This is a genomic window from Bacillus mexicanus (assembly GCF_050445615.1).
GTDB classification, from domain to species: domain Bacteria; phylum Bacillota; class Bacilli; order Bacillales; family Bacillaceae; genus Bacillus; species Bacillus mexicanus.
In genome coordinates, this window is record NZ_JBCEYV010000004.1 from 209,454 (window position 1) to 222,590 (window position 13,137).

The window sequence follows — 13,137 nt, forward strand, 5'->3', positions numbered from 1 at the left end:
TAAAGGGCCCCGCTCTAGGGGTTCTTTTTTTTCGGTTTATAGATCACATATATTTCTCTTCCAAGTACGACCACAAAAAATAAAAGGACAGTCCATTCTGCGAACGTTGTCATCTTAAAGCTGGACATATTGTTATAAACAGCTTTTGTCAGACTGAACCCTTGAAGCATGTCCATAAAAACAGAAATAGCTAATAAACAAATCAAGATGAACCCTGTCACGCCTAATATTTTCATGCTTCATCACCCTCCAATCTTAGTGTCCATCTTTTTCAGGAAGTTATACCGTATCTAAGATGTATGCATAATCTCAATGCTGGAAGGAAGAATATGAGAAAACGACAAGGAAAGGTATTTTGTGTATGCCTTCTAAGCAAAAGAAACAAAAATCAGAAGAAAAGAAACAGGAACAGCAGCAAGACAACAAAAGGCCGGTTCACATTTCCAGAAGTTTAGCAAAGAATCTAGCGGAAACGAAAAAGAAAGTCGGATGCAGCTCTGATGTCATTATCCGCGAGATCAAAATCGGGGAACAGGATCGTGTCCACCTTGCCATTATCTATCTTGCAGGCCTGGTCGATAATAACACGATTCATGAATCCTTAATCAATCCTTTGGTTGGGGACCAATCCATCCAACATTCGCATGCCATCCAGCAGATTCTTGAAAAAACACTTCCACTAGGAGGGGTGAAAGCTGAAAAGGATTGGGAAAAGCTTTTTACTGAATTAATGCTCGGCAATGCGCTCGTTTTTGCTGATGGCTATGACGATGCGTTGATTTGCAGCACACAAGGGGGAGAACAGCGCTCCATCGAAGAGCCGAGCACTCAAGTATCCTTCCGCGGCCCGCGTCAAGGATTTACAGAGTCTCTGCAAACGAATATTTCCATGATTCGGCGATACATAAAGAACCCGAATGTATGGGTGGAAAAAATGAAAATCGGCTCTGTTACGAATACGGATATTGCACTTATGTACATTCATGGCATTTGTGATGAAAAGGTGCTGAAGGAAGTGAAACAGCGCCTGAAAAAAATAGATATAGACAGTATTTTAGAATCCGGATATATCGAGCAGCTGATTGAAGATGAAACCTTTACGACGTTTCCGACCATGTATCATACAGAACGTCCTGATGTGGTAGCAGGGAATCTATTAGAAGGAAGATTCGCGATCATTGTGGATGGAACGCCGTTTGTTCTTATTGCTCCTGCCTTATTTATACAATTTTTTCAGTCTGTTGAAGATTACTATTCGCGCTTTGACATTGCCTCGAGCATACGGATTTTGCGGATTTTGGTCTTTTTTATTTCACTTATCGCGCCTGCTGTTTATGTGGCAGCCACGACGTTTCACCAGGAAATGATCCCCACACAGCTGTTAGTCGTGATTGCAGCTCAGCGGGAAATTGTGCCGTTTCCGGCAGTTGTCGAAGCACTTATGATGGAGATTGCTTTTGAGATTCTGAGAGAAGCCGGTGTCAGACTGCCGCGCGTTGTGGGTTCGGCGGTATCGATCGTAGGTGCGCTCGTTATCGGACAGGCTGCCGTACAGGCTGGCATCGTTTCTCCGGCCATGGTCATTATCGTTGCGATCACCGCGATTGCCAGCTTTGCGACACCCGCTTTCGCCATGGCGATTTCAGCCCGTCTCATTCGGTTTATCCTTATCATTGCATCCTCTGTTATGGGGTTCTACGGGCTGATTTTAGGAATTATTATCATGTTTGTGCACTTATGCAGCCTGCGCTCTTTCGGTGTTCCCTACATGTCGCCGCTTGCTCCTTTTTCTTCCCAAGGGGTAAAGGACGCGCTGTTCAGGGTTCCGTGGTGGGCTGATGAAAAAAGGCCGGAGTCAGTCAGTAAGGAAGATAAAGTGCGGCAGGGGCAAGGGCAACGTCCGGAGCCGGCCGCTTCCCAAGGAATGGTGAATAAAGACTTGGAAGAAGGGGATCAGAATGGGTCGTAAATGTCTATTAGCTGTTCTCATGCTTTTAAGCGTCATTGTGCTTCCCGGCTGCTGGGATAAGCGAGAGCTGACGGATCTTGCGATTATCTCGGCGATTGGCATTGATCGGACAAAAGAAGGCAACTACGTGCTGCATCTTCAAATTATCAATCCCGGAAATGTGGCCGGCGGGCTTCAGGGAGGCGGTGCTGGAGACAGACCGCCTGTATCTGTCTATTCGATTGAAGGCGACAATATGACGGAAGCGCTTAGAAAAGCTTCCATAAAGGTATCCCGGAGGCTTTATTTTGCCCATACCAATCTAGTCGTAATCAGTGAGAAGCTGGCGAGTGAGGAAGGATTGGATTTTGTGTTAGATAACCTTGACCGTGATACGGAATTCAGGACAACGGCAACAATCGTTGTCGCCCATAAAACAAAAGCGGAAAATATCGTGAAAATCCTTACACCGATTGATAAAATTCCGTCAAATAAAGTCAATAAAACACTCGACTTTACGGAGGCGGAATACGGACGGGTTATCAAAACCAATATTCAGGACGCTTTGAAAACACTTGGCGACAGTACAAAAGCAACGATTATCCCGGGATATATGATGATTGGTGATGATAAAAAAGGAATCAGTATGGAAAACACGCAAGCTACTGATCCGAAAGCCATTCTTCAGGCAGATGGTTTGGCCATTTTTGATAAGTCAGGCTATTTAAAGTATTGGATTGGAGATCATGAAAGCGTAGGGGCAGTTTGGCTGATGAATAAGATTCAGCATACGTTTATTAATGCTGACTGGGGAAAGACAAAGAACGCGGTCAGTTTACAAGTTACGCATCAAAGCACAAAGCTGGTGCCGGGGATGAGAAACGGACGTCCGTACATCCATGTTAGAGTCAATGTTGAAGGAATCATAGATGCTGTCAGATACCCTTTCCAATTGTCTAATCCAAAGGTGCTGGCGGCTATTGAACAAACTCTCAGCAAAGAGCTGGAAAAGGAAATCAGCCATGTTGTGAAAAAGATCAAGAAGAACAAAATAGACTTTATCGGTTTTGGTGACAAGATATATAGAAAGTATCCGAAGCAGTGGGAGAAAATGAAGGACACATGGGACGAAGAATATTTACCGGAACTGCCCATTGATGTAAAAGTGGACACGTATATCAGACGAACAGGGTTGCGAAACAATCCGATTCAGCACCAGCTTAAAAATGAGTAGGTGCGAGAAAGGGGGAGCGGCAGATGGAAAAAGCCAGAATAAATATCAGGCAGCTGTTTGTCATGATTATTATTTTTGAGCTGGGCAGCTCCTTGTTGATTACACCGGGGATGATGGCAGGAAGAGATGCCTGGTTAGCAGTGCTGTTGGGCTGTGCGATCGGTTTGTTTCTTTTCTACTTGTATCAAGGCATTTATCAGTGCTATCCGGAGTCTTCCCCGAAAGAATATATGGATGATATGCTCGGAACCAAGCTGAGCTGGCTGTTTTCATTTCTGTATATCCTGTACTTTTCCTATATTGCCGCCAGGGTGCTGCGTGACTTTGGAGAAATGCTGCTGACGTTTGCTTACCATGATACACCTATCATTATTGTAAATGCTTTATTAATGGTGGTGAGTGTATATGCCGTCAGAAAAGGAATTGAGGTGCTCGCCCGCTCAGCGGAGCTTCTTTTCGGAGCTATGTATTTACTGGGGGCGCTCGGCCTCGTGCTTATTATTGTGTCAGGCTCCGTAGACCTGCAGAATGTAAAACCGGTTTTAGCGGACGGCATTTATCCTGTCATTCACTCTGTTTTCACGCAGACGATGTACGTTCCATTTGGTGAAGTTGTGTTATTTGTTATGATTTTCCCGACTCTTAATGACCGAAAAAACGTGAAAAAAATGGGGATTCTTGCTATGACCATCAGCGGATTGATTGTGGCGCTTATCGTGACGATTAATATTAGTGTGCTTGATGTTGATTTGACCCTCAGATCCCAGTTTCCGCTTTTAAGTACGATTCAGACGATTAAGGTCGAGGAGTTTTTAGATCGTCTCGATGTCTTTTTTATGCTGGCCCTCATCATCGGCGGCTTTTTTAAGGTCAGCCTCTACTTATATGCAGCCGTGGTGGGAATGTCCACGCTCTTTAAGGAAAAGAACCCCTCTCAATTGGCTTATCCAATGGGATTGGGCATCTTAATTCTATCTATAACGATCGCGACTAACTTTTCAGAGCATATGAACGAAGGCCTGAAAGTGGTCCCAATGTATATTCATTTGCCCTTTCAGCTTTTGTTTCCGCTTTTCTTATTTGTAATAGCCGTTTGGAAAAAGAAGCGAAGAGAGAAGTCAAACGAGACGGAAGCGAAAAAACAATAAAAGAGCGATGGAATGTAGCAGCTAGCGTTTGTTTTCTCGCTTTGTGAAAGAAAAAACAATATCCAATTTATACGAAACGGCACATTTAGCTGGAGGATTGAAAGGATATCAAGAGACGATGATCGAAATTGAATGGTATCTCTAAAGCAGAAATCAAAAGTGAAAAAGGCAAAGCGCAACATTCACCATCCTTTAATGGCAAAACATACAGGGCAGCGGCATAAGCTACATGTATCCGCCTTTTTGCACACGATTAAGTTATTGCGTGCATCCGAAATAAAGATTGCGTGTTTTTCGGGTTGGGATGGTCTGTAAACATGATAAAATATGACATGAACAGTTTTTGATGGGAGAGGGTGAAGGAATGAAGAGCGGGGTAATTCCTTCTTCAGCGGTCGGTCAAAAAATTAATGAGTGGTACAAATATATCCGCACATTCAGCGTGCCGGATGCCGAAGTGTTAAAAGCTGAAATCCAGCAGGAACTGAAACACATGCAGCACGATTCCAACTTGCTCCTTTATTATTCACTAATGGAATTCCGCCACCAGCTTATGCTTGATTATCTAGAGCCGTTAGAGAAATTAAATATAGAAGACCAGCCAAGCCTGTCCGAATTATCAAGAAATATCGACAGCAACCAGGCAAACCTCAAAGGGCTGCTCGACTATTATGTGAATTTTTTTCGCGGGATGTATGAGTTTGATAAGCGGGAATTTATTTCTGCCATTACCTATTATAAACAGGCGGAGAAAAAGCTTTCCTTTGTCGCTGACCATATTGAACGGGCGGAGTTCTATTTTAAAATGGCGGAAGCCTACTATTATATGAAGCAAACGTATTTTTCACTGATCAATATAAAAAACGCCTATGAAATTTACGTGGAGCAGGAAACCTACCAAGTGAGAATCATTCAGTGCCATTTCGTGTACGGGGTTAATCTGATGGATGAAAGGAATTTTGAACAAGCCGCACGCCATTTCAAATTGGCGCTCGATATGGCCAAAACAGAACAAAAAGCCCAGTTGGTCGGAAGAGCCTATTACAATCTTGGCTTATGCTATTACAATCAAGATCTTCTTGACCGTGCTATTGATTACTTTGAAAAAGCGGTCTCCACGTTTGAAAGCAGCATGATCATCAATTCGCTGCCGCAAGCCTACTTTTTAATCACCCTGATTTATTATAAACAAGGAAAACATGATAAAGCTTCGGAATATCACAAGCGGGGCTATGAATATGCTAAAGAAACAGACGACGCAGATTACGCGGTAAAATTCGAATTTTTACAATCCCTATATCAGGATCAGCCTAATGAAGAAGGAATCGAACAATGTTTCCAATACCTAAAAAATAAAAGTATGTACGCTGATATAGAGGATTTAGCCCTAGAAGTAGCAAAATATTACTATGAACAACAATGGTTTAAATTGTCTGCTTCCTATTTTCTACAAGTTGAAGAAGCAAGAAAACAAATACAAAGGAGTGAGGGTTGGCATGAAATTGAAATCTAAGTTGTTTGTTATTTGTGTGGTCACAGCTGCCATTTTTACAGCTGCTGGCATTTCCGCTAATACGGAAGCAATTGATTTTCATGTGGCAGAAAGAGGAATGACGTAAGAATCAACCCCTTCTCATTTGAGAAGGGGTTTTTTTAAAAAAAACGCCGTAAGACAAGGTCTTACGGCGTCCCGAAGAGAAGATGAGCAACTTAGAATCCGCCAACATACGCTGTTCCTACGATAACTAATAGAATAAACAATACAACGATTAAAGTGAAAGAGCTGCCGTAACCGCCACCAGTGTATCCTGACATAAGGCTTCACCTCCCTATAGTGGATACTATAAGGTATGCAAAACCGGTCGGTGTGCTTGAGGCAATAGTGGACAAGTGAAAAAATGGACAATTGATGATGGGCTGAATGTATAAAAAATAGCGGGCGTTTGCGCCCGCTATTTTTTATGTTAAGAGATCAGCACGCCCGCGAAAAATTCTTTGTATAACGCTTGAACGGCTTTTTTTGCTTCAGCTTCTTTTACGCCGAACATCATGCTTACCTCAGAAGATCCCTGGTTGATCATTTCGATATTCACCTTCGCCTCTGATAAGGCTTTGGCCGCTCTTGCCGTTGTGCCGACATTGTGGCGCATCGCTTCTCCGACAACCATGATCAATGCGAGGTGATGCTCGACAATGACTTCATCGGCATGCAGATCCTTTTCGATCTGTTTGATCACACTCTGTTCAGCGGCGGCATCCATTTGGCCCTCCCGCAGGATGATGGTCATGTCATCAATTCCCGATGGAACATGCTCATACGTTAACCTATGTTCTTCCAGGATTTGAAGGGCTTTGCGTCCAAATCCGATTTCTCTGTTCATTAAATACTTGCTGATATAAATGCTGCAAAATCCGGTATCACTGGCAATGCCGACGACAGGCCCGTTTGTGTTATCCCGCTTGCTGACGACACGGGTGCCTTGTGCTGACGGATTATTCGTATTTTTGATTTGGACGGGAATCCCCGCTCTGAATGCAGGAATGAGCGCTTCATCATGAAACACTGAAAAGCCCGCGTAGGACAGCTCCCGCATCTCTCTGTATGTCAGCTCGCTAATTTCCTTAGGATTTTCAACGAAGGACGGATTGACAGAGTACACCGCGTCCACGTCTGTAAAGTTTTCGTACAAGTCAGCCTGCAGCCCATTGGCAAGAATCGAGCCGGTAATATCAGAGCCGCTCCGTGAGAATGTGATCACATCGCCAGTCTCGCTGAATCCGAAAAAACCGGGGAAAATGATAAGACCATCACGTTCCCGAAGACGATAAAGGTTTTGATATGATTTCGGGAGAACTTGCGCGTTGCCGGGTTCATTTGTCACGAAAAGGCCGGCGTCCTTTGGGTTCACATATTCCGCTTTGATGCCTTTATGGCGGAAATAGGCGGCGATGAGTTTGGCGTTGTTATCCTCCCCGCTTGCTTTGACGGCGTCAAGATACTGCTCGGGATTGATTTTATCTCCATCTAAAAGCGTAAACAGATCATCCCGGATTTTGTCGATAATGCTTTGCTCAAGCTGAAGCTCATTTGCGATGAGGGCATACCGTTCCACAACAGCTTCCGCCAGCTCAGGGGCGCTGCCTGATGCCAAATATTGTTCCGCGCACGCGATTAAGAGATCAGTCACTTTCGTATCCCCAGCATGGCGCTTTCCCGGAGCTGAAACGACTACAGCTTTCCGTTCCGGGTCTGAGGTGACGATGTGAAATACTTTTTCAAGCTGAGCGCCTGAAGCGAGTGAGCTGCCTCCGAATTTAACGACCTTCATATTTACATCCCCTAATGTTTATAATTTTCAAATAAATTTAGTATTTATTATCTCTTTTTCAGTCCTGTAAATCAAGGGGGAATTTCTCCTCGGGATGAACATTTGTTTTTTACAGAAGGAATAACGTCAGATATGTTGACTATATACAAGCATTCTAAAGATAAATATGGTAAACAGTCTAACGATTGTGGGATGGTAAATGACTAGAATGATGAGTGAAATTGAATATATGACTACTTTAATATGCTGAAAGAATATTGACTAACACTAGAAAAATGGTAAGATGTAATTGATAATGATAATCAATTAATTAATATATATAGCCAGATTGTTTTAGTCCTTGCGGAGTGGGAGATACGTTCTTTTTGCTGTAAGGATGTAAGGAGGCAGCATGAAGCTACGTTACTTATTCATTCTACTTATTGTATTAGCAGTTACATCTGTATTTATCGGCGTGGAAGATCTGTCGCCGCTTGATCTCTTCGATTTAAGCAAACAAGAAGCGTCAACGCTGTTCGCAAGCCGTTTGCCGCGATTGATCAGTATTATCATTGCCGGATTAAGCATGAGCATCTGCGGTTTGATTATGCAGCAGATCAGCAGGAACAAATTCGTGTCTCCGACAACAGCGGGCACGATGGATTGGGCACGGCTCGGTATTTTAATTTCCTTGATGCTGTTCACATCCGCCAGCCCTCTAATCAAAATGCTTGTCGCTTTTATCTTTGCCCTTGCAGGAAATTTTCTGTTTATGAAAATTCTTGAAAGAATCAAATTTAATGACACCATCTTTATTCCGCTTGTCGGTTTAATGCTCGGGAATATCGTCAGTTCAATCGCGACATTTATCGCCTATAAATATGATTTGATCCAAAATGTGTCATCATGGCTGCAGGGAGACTTCTCTTTGGTCGTGAAAGGAAGATACGAGCTTCTTTATCTGAGTATTCCGCTCGTCATCATTGCCTATGTATATGCGGATAAATTCACATTGGCCGGTATGGGCGAAAGCTTTTCTGTCAATCTCGGCCTGAAGTACAAACGGGTTGTGAACATCGGGCTTATTATCGTGTCCCTGATCACGTCTCTTGTCATATTGACCGTCGGCATGCTGCCGTTTCTCGGTTTAATCATCCCGAATATTGTATCCATTTACAGAGGAGACAATCTAAAGAACAGCCTGCCGCATACAGCGCTGTTGGGAGCGGTTTTTGTGCTGTTTTGCGATATATTGGGCAGAGTCATTATCTTCCCTTATGAAATCTCGATTGGCCTGATGGTCGGAATCATCGGCAGCGGCATTTTCCTGTTTATGCTGTTAAGGAGAAAAGCGTATGCGTAACCAAGTGAAAATAGCGTTGCTCGTTGGTTTAGCCATTGTATGTGTTGGCTTGTTTCTGTTTTATGATTTAGGCAATTGGGATTACACCCTGCCGAGACGAATCAAAAAGGTCGCCGCCATTGTGCTGACGGGGGGAGCGATTGCGTTTTCGACCATGATCTTTCAAACGATTACGAACAACCGCATCCTGACGCCCGGCATCTTGGGTCTTGATTCTCTCTACATGCTGATTCAGACCGGCATTATCTTTTTGTTCGGTTCTGCGAATATTGTCATCATGAATAAAAACATCAACTTTATCATCTCTATTCTGCTGATGATATTGTTTTCCCTAGTTCTGTATCAGATCATGTTTAAGGGAGAGGGGAGAAATATTTTTTTCCTTCTGCTCATCGGAATCGTGTTTGGCACGCTGTTCAGCAGCCTGTCTTCCTTTATGCAGATGCTGATTGATCCGAATGAGTTCCAAGTCGTGCAGGATAAGATGTTTGCCAGCTTTAACAACATCAATACGGATTTGTTATGGCTCGCGTTCATCATCTTCTTGCTGACAGGCGCTTATGTCTGGCGTTTTACAAAGTTTTTCGACGTGCTGTCGCTCGGGCGCGAGCACGCCGTCAATTTGGGCATTGACTACGACAAAGTGGTGAAGCAGATGCTGATCGTGGTTGCGATCCTTGTTTCTGTTTCAACAGCGCTAGTCGGGCCGATTATGTTCTTAGGCCTTCTTGTCGTCAACCTGGCGAGAGAATTTCTGAAAACATATAAGCACTCATACTTAATTGCAGGCTCCGTTCTCATCAGCATCATTGCGCTGGTTGGAGGGCAGTTTGTGGTTGAGAAAGTGTTTACCTTCTCAACGACGCTGAGCGTCATTATTAATTTTGCCGGCGGGATTTATTTTATCTACTTGCTGTTAAAGGAGAATAAATCATGGTAGAGGTCAAAAATGTAAGCAAACAATATGGCGGGAAAGTGGTCCTTGAAGAGACGTCAGTCACTATTCAAAAGGGCAAAATCACTTCATTTATCGGTCCTAACGGCGCCGGCAAAAGTACGCTGCTGTCTATCATGAGCCGCTTGATCAAAAAGGATTCCGGCGAGATTTTCATAGACGGACAAGAAATTGGAGCCTGCGACAGCAAAGAGCTTGCCAAAAAAATGAGCATTTTGAAGCAAGCAAACCAAATCAATATCAGGCTCACCATCAAAGACCTCGTCAGCTTCGGCAGATTTCCATATTCACAAGGCCGGCTGACAGAGGAAGATTGGGTTCATATCAACCAGGCGCTCGGCTATATGAAGCTGGAAGACATTCAGGATAAATACCTTGATCAGCTGAGCGGCGGACAGTGTCAAAGGGCGTTCATTGCAATGGTTATTGCCCAGGACACAGACTATATCTTTCTGGATGAGCCGTTGAACAATCTCGATATGAAACATTCGGTTGAAATTATGAAACTGCTGAAACGGCTGGTAGAGGAGCTCGGAAAAACAATCGTGATCGTTATTCATGATATCAACTTTGCATCCGTTTACTCCGATTGTATCGTAGCCTTGAAAAACGGCCGAATCGTAAAAGAGGGGCCGCCTGAGGAGATTATTAAAACCTCTGTGCTTGAGGACATCTACGATATGACCATTCCGATTCAGTTGATTGATAATCAAAGGATAGGTGTTTATTTTTCTTAAATATATAGAAGAGGTGAGGAGTATGAAAAAGTTCGCATTACTATTCATCGCTTTGGTGACGGCAGTTGTCATTTCCGCATGCGGAAACCAAAGCACTGGTAGCAAAGGTACTGAATCTAAGAAAGAACAAATCACGGTCAAACACCAGCTGGACAAAAACGGCACAAAAGTGCCAAAGAACCCTAAAAAGGTTGTCGTATTTGACTTAGGAAGCTTAGACACGTTAGATAAACTCGGTCTTGATGATAAAGTGGCAGGCCTGCCGAAAAAAGCCCTTCCAAATTATCTGTCAAAATTCAAAGAAGATAAATATGCAGATGTTGGCAGCTTAAAAGAGCCAGACTTTGAAAAAGTGGCTGAAATAGACCCTGATCTGATCATTATTTCAGGAAGACAATCTGAGTCATACAAAGAGTTCTCTAAAATCGCGCCGACGATTTACCTTGGCGTGGACACAGCGAAATATATGGAGTCATTTAAGTCAGACGCTGAAACAATCGGTAAAATCTTTGATAAAGAAGACAAAGTGAAAGAGGAGCTCGCAAACATTGATCACTCAATCGCAGATGTAAAGAAAACCGCTGAAAAGCTTAACAAAAACGGTCTCGTCATCATGGCGAACGACGGGAAAATCAGCGCGTTTGGCCCTAAATCAAGATATGGCTTGATTCATGACGTATTCGGTGTGACACCGGCTGACCAAAACATCAAAGCATCTACGCATGGACAAAGCGTTTCTTACGAATATATTTCAAAAACAAACCCGGATTATCTGTTTGTTGTTGACCGCGGTACAGCGATCGGAGAATCATCATCTACGAAACAAGTCGTTGAAAATGATTATGTGAAAAACGTAAACGCAGTGAAAAACAATCATGTCGTCTACCTTGATTCTGCTACTTGGTACTTATCAGGAGGCGGACTTGAGTCGATGACGCAAATGATTAAAGAAGTGAAAGACGGTTTAGAGAAGTAAACCAAAAAAAGAGCCTCCGCTTAAAAGCGGGGCTCTTTTTGGATGGAAATCAGCGTGCCGGCTGCTGCTCGGCAGGGCGCTGAGGTTTCTTTAATGTAAAGGAGAGAAGGAAGCCGACGAGTGCAATGCAGGCCGCTACGATAAAAGCGGCGTTCATGCCGTGCAGAGCGGCGTGCTTCACATCTGCAGTGCCAGCGTGTGCTGCCTGGTTGCTCATCACGGATACCAATAGGGCAGTTCCGATTGAGCCGCCGACTTGGCGAACGGTGTTGTTCATTGCTGTTCCGTGCGGAATCAGGTGGCGCGGCAGCGCGTTGATTCCGGCAGTTGTCACTGGCATCATGATCATGGCGGTGCCTAAGAGACGAGCGGTATATAACACAACAATCCAAGCCAGCGATGTATGTTCAGTCAGCTGCATAAACGGCAGTGATGTCAGGAAGATGATGCAGAAACCGGTAATCGCCAGTCCTCTTCCGCCGACACGGTCAAAGATTCTGCCGATAATCGGTGACATGAAGCCCATGACAACAGCTCCCGGAAGAAGCATCAGCCCTGTATCAAAAGCTGTGACGTCTCTGACGTTTTGTGTATAAAGCGGCAGAATGGTTTCTGTACCGATCAATAATGCAAAGACAATGGTTCCGAGCAGTGTTGTTAAGCTGAATATGCCAAACGTAAAGACACGGAATTCCAGCATCGGTTTTTCTAGCTTCATTTGTCTTGTGATAAACAATAGCAGTGAAATGACACCCACCAGCAGTGAAAGCAAGACAGTTAAACTGGTCCATCCGTAAGAGCCAACACTTGAGAAACCGTACAGAAGGCCGCCGAATCCAAATGTTGAAAGGATCACTGATAAAATATCAATCTGTGTTTTTCGTAAAGTTGTCACATTCTTCATCAGGATGCTGGCAAGAATCAAATCGATTACAGCGAACGGAAGAATGATATAAAACAGTGATCTCCATGAGAAAGCTTCGACCGCCCATCCGGAAAGAGTCGGTCCGATTGCAGGCGCGAACGAGATGACCAATCCAACCATACCCATAGCCTGGCCCCGCTTTTCAACTGGAAAGATCGTCAGGAATACGGTCTGCATGAGCGGCAGCATAATACCGGCTCCGGCTGCTTGAATGATACGTGCTGCAAGCAGAACCGGGAAGTTCGGAGCGAACGCGCCGACGATTGTTCCGGCAGTGAAAATGCTCATTGCTGTGATGAGCAGCGTCCGGCTCGTGAATTTCTCAATTAAAAACGCGGTAATCGGAATTAAAATTCCGTTTGTTAACATAAATGAAGTTGTCAGCCATTGCGCTTGATTCGCGTCTACATTAAAATCCCGCATAATATGGGGAAGCGCGGTAATTAACAGCGTCTGATTCAAAATCGCGACAAACGCCCCGGCTAATAAAATACCGACAATGACAGAACGGTTAAAAGGTTTTGGTTCCATACTTTTATCCAA

General features: G+C 44.0%; 13 protein-coding genes. 9 read left to right on the forward strand and 4 right to left on the reverse strand.

Annotated elements, in window-relative coordinates; all coding sequences use genetic code 11:
* Window positions 1–14 precede the first annotated feature (14 nt).
* Window positions 15–236, reverse strand: coding sequence for a YczF family membrane protein (locus AAGG74_RS20270; RefSeq protein WP_162104014.1), 222 nt, complete (start codon window positions 234–236; stop codon window positions 15–17).
* A gap of 125 nt (window positions 237–361) precedes the next feature.
* Between AAGG74_RS20270 and gerKA the strand changes: the two genes are divergently transcribed.
* The 5 genes from gerKA (at window position 362) to phrC (ending at window position 5,949) form a co-directional block, all read left to right on the forward strand.
* Entirely contained in the window at window positions 362–1,969 is a 1,608-nt protein-coding gene (gerKA, locus tag AAGG74_RS20275; protein ID WP_429676979.1) for a spore germination protein GerKA, read from the forward strand.
* Window positions 1,959–3,182, forward strand: a complete 1,224-nt coding sequence (locus tag AAGG74_RS20280) for a Ger(x)C family spore germination protein (RefSeq protein ID WP_429676980.1) — start codon at window positions 1,959–1,961, stop codon at window positions 3,180–3,182. Before gerKA ends, AAGG74_RS20280 begins: the two co-directional genes overlap by 11 nt.
* Before the next feature lie 23 nt (window positions 3,183–3,205).
* On the forward strand, window positions 3,206–4,330 hold the full coding sequence (gerKB, locus tag AAGG74_RS20285) for an endospore germination permease GerKB (RefSeq protein ID WP_429676981.1): 1,125 nt from the start codon (window positions 3,206–3,208) through the stop codon (window positions 4,328–4,330).
* A 364-nt stretch (window positions 4,331–4,694) separates the two neighbouring features.
* Complete coding sequence (gene rapC, locus AAGG74_RS20290) at window positions 4,695–5,843, forward strand: response regulator aspartate phosphatase RapC (RefSeq protein ID WP_162104018.1); 1,149 nt, start codon at window positions 4,695–4,697, stop codon at window positions 5,841–5,843.
* Window positions 5,827–5,949, forward strand: coding sequence for a phosphatase RapC inhibitor PhrC (phrC, locus tag AAGG74_RS20295; protein WP_162104019.1), 123 nt, complete (start codon window positions 5,827–5,829; stop codon window positions 5,947–5,949). Before rapC ends, phrC begins: the two co-directional genes overlap by 17 nt.
* A 91-nt stretch (window positions 5,950–6,040) precedes the next feature.
* On the opposite strand, the gene AAGG74_RS20300 is transcribed toward phrC, so the two are convergent.
* On the reverse strand, window positions 6,041–6,145 hold the full coding sequence (locus AAGG74_RS20300) for a YjcZ family sporulation protein (protein ID WP_162104020.1): 105 nt from the start codon (window positions 6,143–6,145) through the stop codon (window positions 6,041–6,043).
* 149 nt (window positions 6,146–6,294) lie between these two features.
* On the reverse strand, window positions 6,295–7,659 hold the full coding sequence (locus AAGG74_RS20305; protein WP_429676983.1) for an aspartate kinase: 1,365 nt from the start codon (window positions 7,657–7,659) through the stop codon (window positions 6,295–6,297).
* A 391-nt stretch (window positions 7,660–8,050) separates the two neighbouring features.
* Between AAGG74_RS20305 and yclN the strand changes: the two genes are divergently transcribed.
* The 4 genes from yclN to yclQ are packed head-to-tail and all read left to right on the forward strand — an operon-like array spanning window position 8,051 to window position 11,669.
* Window positions 8,051–9,001, forward strand: a complete 951-nt coding sequence (gene yclN, locus AAGG74_RS20310) for a petrobactin ABC transporter permease YclN (protein WP_162104022.1) — start codon at window positions 8,051–8,053, stop codon at window positions 8,999–9,001.
* A complete protein-coding gene (gene yclO / locus AAGG74_RS20315; protein ID WP_429676985.1) occupies window positions 8,994–9,941 on the forward strand; it encodes a petrobactin ABC transporter permease YclO in 948 nt (315 codons plus the stop codon). Before yclN ends, yclO begins: the two co-directional genes overlap by 8 nt.
* Window positions 9,935–10,693: a petrobactin ABC transporter ATP-binding protein YclP gene (gene yclP, locus AAGG74_RS20320; RefSeq protein ID WP_162104024.1), complete on the forward strand. Its 759-nt coding sequence runs from the start codon at window positions 9,935–9,937 to the stop codon at window positions 10,691–10,693. The genes yclO and yclP overlap by 7 nt, the downstream gene beginning before the upstream one ends.
* Window positions 10,694–10,715: 22 nt before the next feature.
* On the forward strand, window positions 10,716–11,669 hold the full coding sequence (gene yclQ / locus AAGG74_RS20325; RefSeq protein WP_429676987.1) for a petrobactin ABC transporter substrate-binding protein YclQ: 954 nt from the start codon (window positions 10,716–10,718) through the stop codon (window positions 11,667–11,669).
* Between the two features lie 49 nt (window positions 11,670–11,718).
* On the opposite strand, the gene AAGG74_RS20330 is transcribed toward yclQ, so the two are convergent.
* Window positions 11,719–13,125 (reverse strand): MDR family MFS transporter, encoded by a 1,407-nt coding sequence (locus tag AAGG74_RS20330; RefSeq protein WP_429677142.1) that lies wholly within the window; start codon window positions 13,123–13,125, stop codon window positions 11,719–11,721.
* Window positions 13,126–13,137: the final 12 nt, after the last annotated feature.